The sequence below is a fragment of the Mitsuokella jalaludinii DSM 13811 genome (assembly GCF_000702905.1).
Taxonomy (GTDB): Bacteria; Bacillota; Negativicutes; order Selenomonadales; family Selenomonadaceae; genus Mitsuokella; species Mitsuokella jalaludinii.
On the sequence record NZ_JNKR01000001.1, the window covers coordinates 209,992 to 224,045 of the forward strand.

At 60.0% G+C, this 14,054-nt stretch carries 14 protein-coding genes, 1 other RNA gene and 1 riboswitch; of the genes, 1 reads left to right on the forward strand and 14 read right to left on the reverse strand.

All coding sequences use genetic code 11. The annotated features are described in order from the left end of the window. Positions 1 to 85: 85 nt before the first annotated feature. Both T518_RS00930 and rnpB read right to left on the reverse strand, forming a co-directional pair. Positions 86 to 739 (reverse strand): C40 family peptidase, encoded by a 654-nt coding sequence (locus T518_RS00930; RefSeq protein ID WP_288270992.1) that lies wholly within the window; start codon positions 737 to 739, stop codon positions 86 to 88. Between the two features lie 17 nt (positions 740 to 756). Next, positions 757 to 923: riboswitch (cyclic di-AMP (ydaO/yuaA leader) on the reverse strand. A gap of 178 nt (positions 924 to 1,101) precedes the next feature. Beyond that, positions 1,102 to 1,457, reverse strand: an RNA gene (rnpB, locus tag T518_RS11325) — RNase P RNA component class A. A 214-nt stretch (positions 1,458 to 1,671) separates the two neighbouring features. On the opposite strand from rnpB, the gene deoD reads away from it, so the two are divergent. After that, the gene (gene deoD / locus T518_RS00940; RefSeq protein WP_036373831.1) at positions 1,672 to 2,382 is read left to right on the forward strand and encodes a purine-nucleoside phosphorylase; all 711 of its coding nucleotides are present in this window, start codon (positions 1,672 to 1,674) and stop codon (positions 2,380 to 2,382) included. Positions 2,383 to 2,521: 139 nt separating this feature from the next. Here deoD and T518_RS00945 read toward each other — a convergent pair whose 3' ends face one another. The 12 genes from T518_RS00945 to T518_RS01000 form a co-directional block, all read right to left on the reverse strand. After that, complete coding sequence (locus T518_RS00945; RefSeq protein ID WP_036373835.1) at positions 2,522 to 3,913, reverse strand: aminopeptidase; 1,392 nt, start codon at positions 3,911 to 3,913, stop codon at positions 2,522 to 2,524. A gap of 32 nt (positions 3,914 to 3,945) precedes the next feature. Continuing rightward, positions 3,946 to 4,905 carry a tRNA dihydrouridine synthase DusB gene (gene dusB, locus T518_RS00950; RefSeq protein ID WP_036373838.1) on the reverse strand — a complete coding sequence of 320 codons (960 nt, stop codon included), beginning with the start codon at positions 4,903 to 4,905 and terminating at the stop codon, positions 3,946 to 3,948. After that, on the reverse strand, positions 4,892 to 5,695 hold the full coding sequence (locus tag T518_RS00955) for a type III pantothenate kinase (protein WP_036373841.1): 804 nt from the start codon (positions 5,693 to 5,695) through the stop codon (positions 4,892 to 4,894). Before T518_RS00955 ends, dusB begins: the two co-directional genes overlap by 14 nt. A 29-nt stretch (positions 5,696 to 5,724) precedes the next feature. Next, positions 5,725 to 6,708 carry a biotin--[acetyl-CoA-carboxylase] ligase gene (locus T518_RS00960; protein WP_036373844.1) on the reverse strand — a complete coding sequence of 328 codons (984 nt, stop codon included), beginning with the start codon at positions 6,706 to 6,708 and terminating at the stop codon, positions 5,725 to 5,727. Between the two features lie 105 nt (positions 6,709 to 6,813). Further along, positions 6,814 to 8,802 carry an ATP-dependent zinc metalloprotease FtsH gene (ftsH, locus tag T518_RS00965; RefSeq protein WP_036373847.1) on the reverse strand — a complete coding sequence of 663 codons (1,989 nt, stop codon included), beginning with the start codon at positions 8,800 to 8,802 and terminating at the stop codon, positions 6,814 to 6,816. Positions 8,803 to 8,852: 50 nt separating this feature from the next. Beyond that, on the reverse strand, positions 8,853 to 9,395 hold the full coding sequence (hpt, locus tag T518_RS00970; RefSeq protein ID WP_036374441.1) for a hypoxanthine phosphoribosyltransferase: 543 nt from the start codon (positions 9,393 to 9,395) through the stop codon (positions 8,853 to 8,855). A gap of 4 nt (positions 9,396 to 9,399) precedes the next feature. After that, positions 9,400 to 10,791 (reverse strand): tRNA lysidine(34) synthetase TilS, encoded by a 1,392-nt coding sequence (gene tilS / locus T518_RS00975; protein ID WP_162177176.1) that lies wholly within the window; start codon positions 10,789 to 10,791, stop codon positions 9,400 to 9,402. An 83-nt stretch (positions 10,792 to 10,874) separates the two neighbouring features. Beyond that, a complete protein-coding gene (locus tag T518_RS00980; protein ID WP_036373854.1) occupies positions 10,875 to 11,333 on the reverse strand; it encodes a S1 domain-containing RNA-binding protein in 459 nt (152 codons plus the stop codon). Between the two features lie 92 nt (positions 11,334 to 11,425). Next, positions 11,426 to 11,731, reverse strand: a complete 306-nt coding sequence (locus T518_RS00985) for an FtsB family cell division protein (RefSeq protein WP_036373856.1) — start codon at positions 11,729 to 11,731, stop codon at positions 11,426 to 11,428. Positions 11,732 to 11,735: 4 nt separating this feature from the next. Further along, positions 11,736 to 12,857: an MGDG synthase family glycosyltransferase gene (locus T518_RS00990; protein ID WP_036373859.1), complete on the reverse strand. Its 1,122-nt coding sequence runs from the start codon at positions 12,855 to 12,857 to the stop codon at positions 11,736 to 11,738. Further along, the gene (locus tag T518_RS00995) at positions 12,857 to 13,624 is read right to left on the reverse strand and encodes an SDR family NAD(P)-dependent oxidoreductase (protein ID WP_036373862.1); all 768 of its coding nucleotides are present in this window, start codon (positions 13,622 to 13,624) and stop codon (positions 12,857 to 12,859) included. Before T518_RS00995 ends, T518_RS00990 begins: the two co-directional genes overlap by 1 nt. A 68-nt stretch (positions 13,625 to 13,692) precedes the next feature. After that, entirely contained in the window at positions 13,693 to 13,968 is a 276-nt protein-coding gene (locus T518_RS01000) for an HU family DNA-binding protein (protein ID WP_036373864.1), read from the reverse strand. Positions 13,969 to 14,054 lie beyond the last annotated feature (86 nt).

The following is a 14,054-nucleotide window of genomic DNA, read 5'->3' on the forward strand; positions in this document are numbered from 1 at the left end:
TGGTTCCACCCCTTCGGTAAAATCCGTAAAATCCGGTAAAAACGTAAAAAAAAGGGAGAGAGACGCTTGCCCCTCTCCGAAAAGATTACATGACGCGACGGGCACCGATATAGCAGGAACCCCAATAGGAACTGTACAGGGATGCAACTGATACACCCTGGCTCGACGATGCGTTGATGAAATCACCATCGCCAAGATAGATGCCGACGTGCGACGGACCCGGCTCATACGTCGAGAAGAAGACGAGGTCGCCCGGCACGAGCTCGCTCGTGGAAACCGAGTAGCCGACCTCATACTGTGCATCAGCCGTGCGCGGCAGGTAGACACCGGCATTGGCGAATACATAGCGGACGTAACCCGAGCAGTCGAAACCGTTCGGCGTCGTGCCGCCGAAGACGTACGGGACACCAAGGTAGTTCATGGAATCCGATACGACGCGGCGTGCGATGGAGTTCGTCGTGGAGCTGACTGCCGGCATCGATTTGCCGAGCAGAGCGGCATACGTGGAAGGACCGACAAGTCCGTCTGCGTTGATGCCCTGCGTCATCTGGAAGCTCTTGACTGCCTCGACCGTGGCGGGGCCATAGGCACCGTCTGCCGTGACGTCGTAGCCCAGATTGGCCAGCTGGCCCTGGATTTCTGCTACATCGCTGCCCTGATCTCCGACGCGAAAAGCTGAAGCCCCCGCCACCGAAAACCAGCACATAAGGATCATGGATACTGCGAAAATGATACGCATTGCTTTACTCAAAAAGCCACTCCTCTCTCTCTTCGCTTACGAGGTTAGCTGCCGGGTTAGGGTAGAGAAGACCACCCTCGCCTATTTCACCATGAAGACCGCTCGGCCTGACACCGTGAGCCAGACGTTCACCCCAAAAAACTTGGTTCCCCCGCTCCTGGGCTGGACTCAGCTTATTCTTTTTGCGCCCATTTGATTTATAATCATACGACAGGAGTCGTCGTACTTCGAGAAGTTAAATCATAAAAAGTGCTTCCTTCTGTTTTCAAGCTCGTTCGTTCTCATTTCTTTCAGGTTCTTTTCAGATTAACCTCAGATATGAAAACAGGCTGCCAGAAGGGGCAGCCTCATTGCTTGCAGATGTTATAAGTCGTCAATAAGCCGAGTTCTGTTCCGCTCACGCGGTGACAATCATTTATCTAGGCACGGCAGTTGCCTGCCGGCTCAAGCGACTCAACCCGGAAGGTTCCGCGGGCCGCATCATCCCTTCCCTATTTGGTCTTGCTCCATGTGGGGTTTACCGAAGCCAGCCAGTCACCTGACTGCTGGTGCGCTCTTACCGCACCTTTCCACCCTTACCTGACGAGTCAGGCGGTCTAAATCTCTATGGCACTTTCCCTGAGGTCACCCTCGCTGGACGTTATCCAGCACACTGCCCTGTGGAGCCCGGACTTTCCTCATCAGCCTCGAGGGCTGCCGCGATTGTCCTGACAACTTATATCAACACAGCGAATTATAGCACTTTAGCACGTATCTGTCAAATCAGCTCCTAATCTATCCCGAAAATACGTGTTTTCTCACGTTTTCCCCGCAAGCCTGGACATTTGGCCTTTTCTTTTCCCGCGCATTTCACTATAATGTACGTATACGATTTAAAATCTTCAGAAAAGAAATCACGTTGTCCATCATCAAGAAAGAAAGAGGGAAACACCATGAGCACACCACATATCGCTGCCGAGAAGGGCGAGATCGCTGAGCGCATCCTGCTGCCGGGCGACCCGCTGCGCGCCAAGTTCATCGCCGAGAACTTCCTCGACAATCCGAAGCAGTACACCTCTGTCCGCAACATCCTCGGCTTCACGGGCACCTACAAGGGCGTTCCCGTATCGGTCCAGGGCACGGGCATGGGCATCCCGTCCATCTCCATCTACGTGCACGAGCTCATCCATGAATTCGGCTGCAAGAAGCTCTTCCGCGTCGGCACCTGCGGTGCCATGCACCCAGATGTCCACCTGCGCGACGTGCTAATCGCACAGGCAGCCAGCACGGACTCCTCGATCATCCGCAATATCTTCGGCGGCTCGATCAACTTCTGCCCGATTGCCGACTACGACCTGCTCTCGAAGGCAGTCGCCAACACGAAGAAGCTCGACCTCAAGGCTACCGTCGGCAACATCATCTCGGTCGACCGTTTCTACGACGAGGAGATTGACAACGACAAACTCCGCAAGTACGGCATCCTCGCCGTCGAGATGGAAGCAGCTGCCCTCTACACGCTCGCAGCTGAGGCACATGTCCAGGCACTCGCCCTCTTCACGGTCAGCGACCATCTGCTGACGGGTGAAGGCTGCACGACGGAAGAGCGCCAGACGTCGTTCAACGACATGATCAAGATCGCACTCGAAACGGCAATCGAAGACTGAGCATCAAGCTGACTTCTCTTTCTCAACATATATTTTCCATTCTTTTTCTTCTTTCCAATCTTCATGTCCAAGAAAAACGACCACATCAGACGATGTGGTCGTTTTGTCGTTTCTGTGTTCAATTCTCCTGCGGGAAGGCTCACGCCTCTGCCAGGAAGGCCATGTAGCCCTTCTTCGTCTCGTAGATGTCGACCTTGCTCGTCGCTTCCCACGGGGCGTGCATCGAGAGGACGCCGACGCCGCTGTCGATGACCTGCATGCCGTAGAGGCTCATGATGTAGGCAATCGTGCCGCCGCCGCCGAGATCGACGCGGCCGAGCTCAGCGAGCTGGAAGTGGACATCGTGCTTCTCGAGCATGCGGCGGATCTCGCCGAGGTATTCGGCATTGGCATCGTTGGAGCCCGACTTGCCGCGCGCCCCCGTGAACTTGTTGAAGACCATGCCGCGCCCGAGGTAGGCGACGTTCTTCTTGTCGTAAGCGCTGGCGTAGAGTGCATCGTAGGCACTGGAGACATCAGATGAGAGCATCTTCGAATTGGCGAGGCAGCGGCGCAGGCCGAGCTCACTGTACTGGCCGCAGGCGTTCATGAGCTCGGCGAGGATGTTCTCGAAGAAATGCGACTGCATGCCCGTCGCGCCGACACTGCCAATCTCTTCCTTGTCGACGAGCAGGCAGCAGGAGGTGCGCTTGCGCGGAGCACTGCTCTCAAGCATGGCCACGAGGCTCGTGTAGGCGCAGACGCGGTCGTCCTGTCCGTAGGCTAGGATCATGCTGCGGTCGAAGCCGAGGTCGCGCGCACGGCCGGCTGGCACGAGGACGAGCTCAGCCGAGAGGAAATCCTCTTCTTCGATGCCGTACTGCTCCTCGATGAGCTTCAGCACGCCGGCCTTGACCGACTCCTTCTCGCCATCCTTGAGCGGGTAATTGCCGACGAGGATGTCGAGGTCTTCGCCCTCGATGACCTTGGCCGCGTTCTTCTTCATCTGTTCCTGCGAGAGATGGATCAGGAGGTCCGTCACGCAGAAGACGGGGGCGCCCTCTTCCTCGCCGATGCGGATCTCGACGACCGTGCCATCTTTCTTGACGACGACGCCGTGCAGAGCGAGCGGCAGCGTGACCCACTGGTACTTCTTGATGCCGCCGTAGTAATGCGTGTCGAGGTAAGCGAGGCCGCCGTCTTCGTAGAGCGGGTTCTGCTTGACGTCGAGGCGGCACGTATCGATGTGCGCGCCGAGGATGGCAAGGCCCTTCTCAAGCGGGTCTTCACCGATCTGGAACAGCACGATGCTCTTCTTCATGTTGACAGCGTAGACCTTGTCGCCGGCCTTGAGCTTCTCCCCCGCCTGCAGTACATCGCAAAGGTCGCGGTAGCCTGCGGCCTTTGCCTGGCGCACAGCCTCCACGACGCTCTCGCGCTCTGTCTTGCAGGTGGAGAGGAAGTCGCGGTATCCTGCAGCCAGTTTCTCAAGCGCCTCTCTATCGGCCTCGGTATACGAGGACCAGACGGACGCCTTTTCTTCTCTTGCCATATGCAATCCTTCCTTTCAAGTTCAATTCAAGTTCAACGGAAGTATTCATCGAGGATTTCCGCAAAATCCTCGCGCGTCACCGCCTTGTTGAAGCGGTCGCGCAGGACGGCGCCGTGCACGATGCCGCGCGTGTACCAGGTCGCATGCTTGCGCATCTCGCGCGGGCCGACGTAGTCGCCCTTGTACTTGAGCAGCAGATCGAGATGGCGCATGATGACTGCTGCGCGCTCCTGCATCGTCGGCCCCGGCAGGCGCTCGCCCGTCTCAAGGTAATGCGTGAACTGGCGGAAGATCCAGGGATTCCCCTGCGCAGCGCGGCCGATCATGACGCCGTCGCAGCCCGTGACCTCGCGGATCCTGTCGAGGTCATCAAAGGTGCGCACATCGCCATTGGCGATGACGGGCACCTTGACGGCGCGCTTGACGGCGCCGATGATCTCCCAGTCTGCACGGCCCGTATAGAACTGCTCGCGCGTGCGGCCGTGCACAGCGATAGCATCGACGCCAGCTGCTTCCGCGAGCTTCGCTATCTCGACGACATTGACTGAGCTGTCATCCCAGCCCTTGCGCATCTTGACGGTCACGGGCATCTTGACGGCCTTGCGGATGGCCGAGAGGATCGCGTAGGCCTTCTCGGGGTCACGCATCAGGGCCGAGCCCTCCCCGTTCTTGACAATCTTCGGTGCAGGACAGCCCATGTTGAAGTCGAGGATGTCGGCCGTGCCGAGCGATTCGACGAAGGCAGCCGCCTCCGCCGCCATCTCCGGCGTATTGGCGAAGATCTGCATGGCCAGCGGGCGTTCCTCCGGCTCCGACTGCAGCATGGCGAGCGTGCGCTCATTGCGGAAGTGGATGCCCTGCGACGACACCATCTCAGCAAAGCAGAGCGGGCAGCCCATATCGTGCGCGATGATACGGTAGGCCGTATCCGTCACGCCGGCCATCGGCGCGAGGAATACCGGCGCCTTGAAGCTGTACTCACCGATCTTCATGGGGATGTCCTTTCTGGTTGCGCTCGTAGAGGACGCGCAGACCCGTGAGCGTCAGGAAGTGGTCGATCTTGTCGATCGTGGCAGATTCCTTCGAGATCATGCGCGCGAGCCCGCCCGTCGCGATGACCTTGACCTCTTCCTCCACGCCGTTCTCGCGCATCTCCCGCTTGATGCGGCGCGCGATCTCGTCAATCTGGCCGACGTAGCCGAAGATGATGCCCGCCTGCATGCCCTGGATCGTATTGCGGCAGATGATATTCTTCGGCGGCACGAGCTCGATGCGCGGCAGCTGGGCTGCGCGCTGGAAGAGCGCCTCCGAGCTCGTGCCGATGCCCGGCGCGATGACGCCGCCCAGGAAGTCGCCGTTCTTCGCCACGACATCGAAGGTCGTCGCCGTGCCGATGTCGATGACAATCAGCGGGCCACCGTACTGCTCGTAGGCGCCGACGACATTGACGATGCGGTCCGCGCCGATGGAGCGCGGGTTCTCGTAGTGGAGGCGGATGCCCGTCTTGATGCCGGGCCCGACGATCAGCGGGCGCAGGTGGAAATAGCGCTCGCACATCTTGATGAATGGCACGACGAGCGGCGGCACGACAGATGAGATGATGATGGCATGGATGTCGGCCATCTCGATGCCCTGATAGTGGAACAGGCTGTTGATGAGCATGCCGTACTCGTCGCCCGTCTTCTGGCGGTCCGTCGAGATGCGCCAGTGTTTCTGGAGCTCCTTGCCCTCATAGGTACCCATGGCAATATTCGTGTTGCCGATATCTAGAACTAATAACAAATATAATCCTCCTGTTGTAAAAGCCTGTCTCAGTCCTGCTGCGGGCGGATGGAGACGTCGCCCGCGAGGACGCGTCGGCGTCCTTCTGCCGTATCGACGAGCAGAGCGCCGTCCTCGTCGATATCAACAGCCCTGCCCGTAAAGGCATCCTTGCCGCCGCGCGCATCGATGACGCGCACCATCTGCCCCAGCGTGATGCTGTAACGGCGCCACATGGAGAAAACCTCAGCGAAGCCCTCGCGCAGGATGGAGTCGTAGAGCGCATCCATGTGCTCCAGGACGGCGCGGAAGAACGCCACGCGCGGAATCTCCTCGCCCTTCAACTGCGAGAGCGAAGTCGCCTTGTCGCGCAGGTCCTCGGGGAAATCCTCTTCGGCGATGTTGACGTTGATGCCCGTGCCGATGATGACGTAGTGGATGCGCTCCATCTCGGCGCTCATCTCGGTCAGGATGCCCACGAGCTTCCTGCCATCTGCAAGCACATCGTTCGGCCACTTGATGCCGACCTTCATGCCGAAATCCTCTGCGGCCTGCGCGACAGCGACGGCCGACAGCAGCGTACATTTCGGCGCTTCCTGCGGCAGGAAGTCGGGGCGCAGGATGACCGAGAACCAGATTCCTTTGCCCGCCGGTGAGAAGAACGAGCGCTCGAGGCGGCCGCGCCCCTTGCCCTGTTCCTCAGCGACGACGATGAGGCCGTCCGGCGCGCCCTGCTGTGCGAGCCGCTTCGCCTCGAGGTTTGTCGAATCGACGGTCGGATAGAAGCGGATCTCCCTGCCGATGCGCCTCGTGCGGAGGCCATTCTTGATTTCTTCCGGGCGAAGCGTGTCCGGCGCACTCTGCAGGGAATAGCCGCTGCGCGAGTGGCTGACGATGTCATAGCCATCGCGGCGCAGCTCCTGGATGTGCTTCCAGACCGCCGTGCGCGAAACGCCCAGGCGCTTCGCCATCTCCTCACCAGAAAGGTAGGAATCGCCTGCTTCTCTGAGCAAGTCTAATATCTTTGAGCGCAAAAACGCCACCTCCTCATTGTAACACCACTATATTATACACCGTAGCGGGGTATAAAAAAAGCAGGGATTCTCTTGCGAGAACAGCCCTGCTTTTGCTGCATCTTCTTATTTGTCGTAATGCGTGACGTTGAATTTCGGTTCGGCTTCCTTCTCGTGTTCCTCTTCCGATTCCTTCTCCGTCTCTTTTGCCACTGCCTCAGGCTTCTCTGCCTGCTCTACGGGCAGCGGCGTCACGGCCGGCGTGCCGGACTGCGGCTTGTCGTCCTCGTCCTTGTCGTCCGGATCGGTGATGCTTCCCGTCGTCAGGAGCTCTTCGAGTTCCTTGGCCGTCAGTGTCTCGCGCTCCATAAGCGCCTGCGCGATGAGCTCGAGCTTGTCGCGGTTCTCCGTGATGATCTTGCGGCAAGCTTCGTACGCCTCTTCCATGTACTTGCGGACTTCCTTGTCGATCTCGCTGGCCACTTCTTCCGAGTAGTTGCGCTGATGGTTGATGTCACGGCCGAGGAATACCTGATGGTTCTGGCTCTCGCCGTAGGCGACAGGTCCGAGCACATCGCTCATGCCGTACTGCATGATCATGCTGCGCACGATGCGCGATGCCTGCTGGATATCCTGCGAAGCGCCCGTGGAGATCTCCTTGAGCACGACTTCTTCCGCGACGCGGCCGCCCATCGCGACCTTGAGGCGGTCGAGGAGCTCGGAGCGCGTTGCGTAGTTGCGGTCTTCCTTCGGCAGCATCAGCGTGTAGCCGCCTGCGCGGCCGCGCGGGATGATCGTGACCTTGTGGACAGGATCGGCGTGCTTGAGCATCATGCCGACGAGCGTATGGCCGCCCTCATGGTATGCCGTCAGGCGCTTCTCTTCTTCGCTCATGACGTGCGACTTGCGCTCCGGACCTGCGATGACGCGCTCGATGGCTTCTTCCATCTCCGTCATGCCGACCTTGTGCTTTTCGCGGCGGGCGGCGAGCAGTGCCGCCTCATTGACGAGGTTCGAGAGGTCCGCACCCGTAAAGCCCGGCGTGCGGCGCGCGATGATATCGAGGTCGACATCCTTTGCCATCGGCTTGCCCTTCGTGTGGACCTTGAGGATGGCCAGACGGCCGCGCACATCGGGCTTATCGACGACAATCTGGCGGTCGAAGCGGCCCGGGCGCAGGAGCGCCGGGTCGAGGATATCCGGGCGGTTCGTCGCCGCGATGATGATGATGCCCTCGTTGGCCGCAAAGCCGTCCATCTCGACGAGCAGCTGATTGAGCGTCTGCTCGCGCTCATCGTGGCCGCCACCGACGCCAGCGCCGCGCTGGCGTCCAACTGCATCGATCTCATCGATGAAGACGATGCACGGCGCATTCTTCTTCGCCTGCTCGAAGAGGTCGCGGACACGCGAAGCGCCGACACCGACGAACATCTCGACGAAGTCCGAGCCCGAAATCGAGAAGAACGGTACACCCGCCTCGCCTGCGACAGCGCGTGCAAGCAGCGTCTTACCGGTGCCCGGAGGGCCGAAGAGCAGGACGCCCTTCGGGATGCGGGCGCCAAGCTCGTTGAACTTCTTCGGGTGCTTGAGGAACTCGACGACTTCTTCGAGCTCCTGCTTCGCCTCATCCGCACCGGCGACATCGCGGAACGTGACCTTGATCTTGTCGGCGCCGCTCATGCGCGCGCGGCTCTTGCCGAACGACATGACGCGTCCGCCACCGCCCTGCGTCTGCTGCATGATGAAGAACCAGACGCCGATGAGCAGCAGGATGGGGATGACAGACGAGAACATCTGCGACCACCAGGGCGGCTCCGGCGGATTCTCCGCCGCGATGTCGATCCCCTTCGCCGAGAGCTTCTGGTAGAGGTCCGGGTCATTATTCGGGGCATCCGGCGTGATGGTCGTGAACTCCGTGCCATCTGCGAGCGTGCCGTGGATCGTGTTCTGGATGATCACGACCTTCGACACATCGCCCTTGTCTACCTGCTGCAGGAACTGCGTGTACTCCACTTCCTGGCGGTTCGTGTTCTTCGTCGAGAAGTAGTCGATGACGGAGATTGCCACCAGGATGATGAGCAGATAGAACCCTACATTGCGTAGAAACTTATTCAATCCATTGTCCTCCTTTGTCTCAGAGCTTTTGCTCCAGGAGCAGCTGGCCCTTATTCGTAGATCTCAGGCTTGAGCACACCGATGTACGGCAGATTGCGGTATTTCTCCGCATAATCGAGGCCATAGCCTACGAGGAATTCGTCGGGGACCGTATAACCGCAGTAGTCGATGTTCACATCGACCGTGCGGCGCGACGGCTTCGAGAGCAGCGAGCAGAGCTTGACGCTCTTCGGCTTGCGCTCGCGGAAATACTTCATGAGGTAATTCATCGTCGTGCCCGAATCGATGATATCTTCGATGATGATCAGGTGTTTTCCTTCTACATCGTAATCGAGATCCTTGAGGATCTTCACCGAGCCGCTCGACTCCGTGCCGTTGCCGTAGCTCGAAGCGATCATGAAGTCGAAATGGACCGGCAGATTGATGTTGCGCACGAGGTCCGTGTAGAAGACGACGGCGCCCTTGAGGATGCCGACGCAGTAGATCGTCTCCTTCACGTCCTTGTAATCTTCCGTGATCTCTTTGCCGAGCTCTGCGATGCGCTTCTTGAGCTCCTCTTCCGAGAAGACGACTTTCTCGATATCCGCATTCATGTCTTTAGTCATTTGTGTGCCTCTTTTCTTTTATTTGGAAATACAGGATTCTCTTTGTTCGGTCGTTGACCGGGTAATGGCTCGTGCGCCGCCTGCCTGCGATCCAGAGGATCTCCTGGCCGTTCGCCAGCAGCAGCAGCCGGCTGCGCTCTTCGCGCGGGACCTTGTCGTCGATGAGGACGTCCTTGAGTTTCTTGCGCCCAGCAGGAAGCTCGATGAAGTCGCCGGGCCGCCGGTAGCGGAAGACGAGCGGGCCGCGCGCGAGGACGTCGGCATCGAGGTAGAAGGCGCCGGGCCCGGCAGGTACAGGCCGCTCCCGGCAGAACTCCGCCTCGATGACGAGGCTGCCCGCTTCGGTCACGCCCGGTATCTCCGGCCGGACGGCAAGGTCCGCCGGCGTCTCCGAGACCTCCTCGGAGGATTGCCGCAGGAAGAGCCTGTCGTACGAGAAGCAGGCCCGATACCCGCCGGAAAGTGCCAGCACCTTGCCGGTCGGCCGCTCAGAGATCGCCAGCTGGCGCAGCTCTTCCACATGGATGAAGCTGAGGTCCCTGCCGCTCCCCGCCGCCTCCCGATAGAGGCGGCGCAGCGCGCGGCGCTGCATGGCCGGATGCTGGCGGCGCAGCGAGGCGAGCACGATCTTGCGCTGTCCCTCTTCCTCGCGCGTCAGATAGGGCCAGATTGCATCGAGTTGCTGCTCGAGGTAATCGCAGTCGGCGCGTGCGAGCTCAGCGAGCTGGCAGAGCGCACGCGCGACTTCTGGATTGCATGACTGCTGCAGGTACGGTAGCACCTTGAGGCGCAACACGTTGCGCGTGCAATCAGGGAGATCGTTCGTCGCATCGTGGCGCGGCTCAAGGCCGCGCGCCCCGCAGTAAGCGAGGATCTCCGCGCGCCGCGCAAAGAGCAGCGGGCGGATCTTCTTTCCCTCGCGCGGCTTCATGGCAGAGAGGCCGTCGAGCCCCGTGCCGCGCAGGATGCGCATGAGCACCGTCTCGGCCTGGTCATCGGCGTGATGAGCCGTCGCGAGGACATCCGCGCCGACGCGCGCCATCGTCTGCCAAAAGAACGCGTAGCGCAGTTCGCGCGCCGCAAGCTCGAGCGACTTGCCCTGTGCGCGCGCAGCAGAGGGCACATCACCGTGCCCGATGAAGCAGGGCACGCCGCGCTCCTTGCAGAACGCGGCGACAAATGATGCATCGCCTTCCGATGAGGCGCCGCGTATGCCGTGCTCGAAGTGCGCCACAGTCAGGGCGAGGCGAAGACGCCCGCGCAGCCGCAGCAAGATGTCGAGCAGGGCCAGGGAGTCCGGCCCGCCGGAGCAGGCCACGAGCACGTGCATGCCGCGGTGCAGGAGTCCCTGCGCCCTGGCGTAGCGCAATGCTTCTTCAATCATAAAGCCCATAGAGCCATCTGCCTTCAACATAAAGAACAAAAGCACCCCGTCAAGAGTGCTTGTATCATTCCGATTTCAGATGATCAATCCGAGCGGCGGGAGCCACGGCCTCCGCGCTTCGAATCCGTCTTGCGGCGCAGGTCCGTCAGGCGCTCGTCACTGTCCTTGAGGAACTTCGAGAGCTTGTCTTCAAACGAGGCCGTGGAATTGCTGTAGCGGCCACCGCGGCGGAAATCCCGCGGTCCGCGGCTCTGGCGCTGCGGGCGGAAGGAAGAATTCCCTGCCGGAGCCTGTGCTTCTGGCTTCTTCTCCTGAAGCTGCTTGATGGAAAGGGCAATCTTGCCGCGATCATCGATGCTCAATACCTTAACCTTCACCTTGTCATGTTCGGAGAGGAAATCGTGGACATCCTTGACATAGACATCCGCTACCTCAGAGATATGGATGAGACCCGTCTTGCCTTCCGGCAATTCTACGAAAGCACCGAAATTCGTGATGCCCGTGACAACACCCTCAACTACATTGCCAACTTCAATGGACAAATTAATTCTTCCTCCTTAAGTCGTGATGGAAAATACACGCTTTATTATAACCTTGCGCGCTCAGCAGTGTCAAGGAAAGAACGCGATTTCAGTCAGCGCGAGCCTACGGATTTCCCTGAGCTGTACGGCAGTTCTCCCCTGCGCGTCATGCCGAGCTCCTCGCGCGCGATCTTCTCGATGTAATCAAGGCGGTTGAGGTCATCCTTCTCCTTGACGAGGCGCTCGTGCTCAGCCCTTGCCGTCGCGAGGCGCTCCTCTGCCGCAGCCTGATCGGCGCTGACCTGGTTCAGGTAGATCTGCTGCTTGACGAGGATCACGGCAAAATAACCGATGATGATGACTAAGAGGATCGTGAACCAGTTGAAGAGACCCTTCCTCTGCTTTATCCTTTGCTTCATGAAATCAACTCCTTCTCAACAGCAAATCCTTCAGATCTTCGGCAATGGACGGCGCGGCATCGGGGCGCGCACAAGAAACGGCGGCCCGGCTCATCGCAGCGAGTGAATCGCCGTCCAGGAGTTTCCGGACAGACCGCGCGAGGTCCTCGCGCGGATGGAGCCAGACAGCCGCCCCGTGCTGCGTCGCATAGATGGCGTTCTCCGTCTCAGGCCCCGGGATGGGATCGTGCAGCAGCATCGGCAGGCCGAGCACGAACGCCTCGCTGATGGTCAGCGCCCCAGGCTTCGTGATCAAGAGGTCAGCCGCCCGCATGAGGAAGTGTACCTGATCCGTGTAACCCCAGACGAGCACCTGATGATGCGAGGCGTCCGCCATGTCCTGCACGCGCTCCATCAGACGTTGATTGCGCCCGGCCACGACGAGGATGGTCAGGCGCGCTTCGATCTCCTCGAGGTCGCGCAAGTTCGACTCGATGCCGCCGAGGCCGAGGCCGCCGCCCATCAAGAGGACGGCTGGCTGCCCCTCCGGTATAGCCAGCGCGCGCCGCACAGTGGCTTTGTCCTTCATCTCCTGCAGGACACTCGCGACAGGGATGCCGGGCACCTCGAGCGTATTGACGGCAAAGCCATGGCTGATCATGCCCATGCGCATCTCCTCCGTCGCCATGTAGTAGCGATCAACGGCCGGATAGAGCCAGATCTGGTGCAGGGAATAGTCCGTCATGACTGTCGCGAGCCGGTATGATTCCTGCTGGCGGCGGCGCAGGAGAGAAGCCGCTCCCTCAGGGAACGGGTGCGTGCAGAGCACGAGGTCCGGCTCGTAGCGGCGCACGAGCCGCTTCATGACCGGCATCATAATCCAGGCAAAGGCGTTCTGGACGAGCGTGCCGCCCGAGGAACCGCCCGAGAGCTTGTAGAAAACGTCGTAGAGGTTCGGCACGAAGGCCAGCATCGCCAGGTAGAATTCCTTCATGAACCAGTGGATGCGCGAGATGCGGCGCGCCATGAAGTCGACCGTCGTGATCTCGGCATCGGGCAGCAGGCGGCGCAGTTCCGTCTCGATGGCCTCGGCCGCCTTGATGTGCCCCGAACCAATCGAGGCCGTGAGTATCAGTATCTTATGCATCAGGCAGTCAGGCCTCCGTCAATCCCGTAGATGGCGCCCGTCACGAAAGACGCGCGCGCCGAGGCGAGGAAGACGATGAGTGAAGCCGCTTCCTGCGCCGTGCCGATGCGGCCGAGCGGATAGACAGCAGCCATCTCCCTGAGGTTCGCTTCACGCCTTTCCCCCGTACCGAGCTGCGCCTCTGTCAGAGGCGTCATGATGTCGCCCGGTGCGATGGCATTGACGCGCACGCCGAAGGCGGCCACCTCGAGTGCGAGCGCGCGCGTGAAGAGCACGACAGCGCCTTTGCTCGCGCAGTAAGCCGTACAGAAGTAGTTGCCGTGGACACCTGCGTCAGACGACACGTTGACGACAGCGCCGCGAGCGGCCTTGAGCGCAGGCAGAGCGGCCTTCGTCATGTGGAAGACGCCCTTGACATTGCAGGCGAGGATATCGTCGAGTTCCTCTTCCCCGAGGTCTTCAAGCGCCCCTTCCCGATAGATGCCCGCCGAATTGACGAGCACATCGAGGCGGCCAAAGTGCGCCACCGTCCCTTTGACCACGCGGCCGCAGTCCTCGACGCTCTTCACATCCCCCTGCAGGAAGCAGATTCGCTCTGCCCCGGCCTCCTGCGCGAGGCGTGCCGCTGCCTCACGGCCGCGCTCCTCGGAGCGCCCCATCAGGCAGACACTGGCACCTTCCTGCAGGAATTCACGCGCCGCTTCCAGTCCGATGCCGGAAGTGCCGCCCGTGAGCAGGACAACCTTTGACGATAAACCGAGATCCAAGCCTATCCCTCCAATACAAGAAGAAGCCGGGCTCCCGAAGGAACCCAGCCTCTCGTACACAAGCCAGATTATGCGTTAACCGCATCTTTCAGGGCCTTGCCAGCCTTGAACACCGGATTCTTCGAAGCCGGGATCTGGATCGTCTCGTTCGTGCGCGGGTTGCGGCCTGCGCGAGCAGAACGCTCCTTGACTTCAAACGTACCGAAGCCAATCACCTGTACTTTATCGCCCTCAACCATAGCCTGCTGGATGCTATCGAAGATAGCGACCACAGCCTTCTCTGCGTCTTTCTTCGTCAGACCTGCTTTTTCAGCAACGCTAGCTATCAATTCAGCTTTATTCACGATTGTAGCCTCCTTAAATAATGGTTTTGCTTATGTGACAGATATTCGCGGCCTGCCGCGAATATCCTGCCTGCTTATCAAAATTT

What these genes read in the sequence shown, in the direction of transcription:
- T518_RS00930 (WP_288270992.1), bottom strand. Translation starts at nt 739, where the DNA reads ATGCGTATCATTTTCGCAGTATCCATGATCCTTATGTGCTGGTTTTCG.
- deoD (WP_036373831.1), top strand. Translation starts at nt 1,672, where the DNA reads ATGAGCACACCACATATCGCTGCCGAGAAGGGCGAGATCGCTGAGCGC.
- T518_RS00945 (WP_036373835.1), bottom strand. Translation starts at nt 3,913, where the DNA reads ATGGCAAGAGAAGAAAAGGCGTCCGTCTGGTCCTCGTATACCGAGGCC.
- dusB (WP_036373838.1), bottom strand. Translation starts at nt 4,905, where the DNA reads ATGAAGATCGGTGAGTACAGCTTCAAGGCGCCGGTATTCCTCGCGCCG.
- hpt (WP_036374441.1), bottom strand. Translation starts at nt 9,395, where the DNA reads ATGAATGCGGATATCGAGAAAGTCGTCTTCTCGGAAGAGGAGCTCAAG.
- tilS (WP_162177176.1), bottom strand. Translation starts at nt 10,791, where the DNA reads ATGATTGAAGAAGCATTGCGCTACGCCAGGGCGCAGGGACTCCTGCAC.
- T518_RS00985 (WP_036373856.1), bottom strand. Translation starts at nt 11,731, where the DNA reads ATGAAGCAAAGGATAAAGCAGAGGAAGGGTCTCTTCAACTGGTTCACG.
- T518_RS00990 (WP_036373859.1), bottom strand. Translation starts at nt 12,857, where the DNA reads ATGCATAAGATACTGATACTCACGGCCTCGATTGGTTCGGGGCACATC.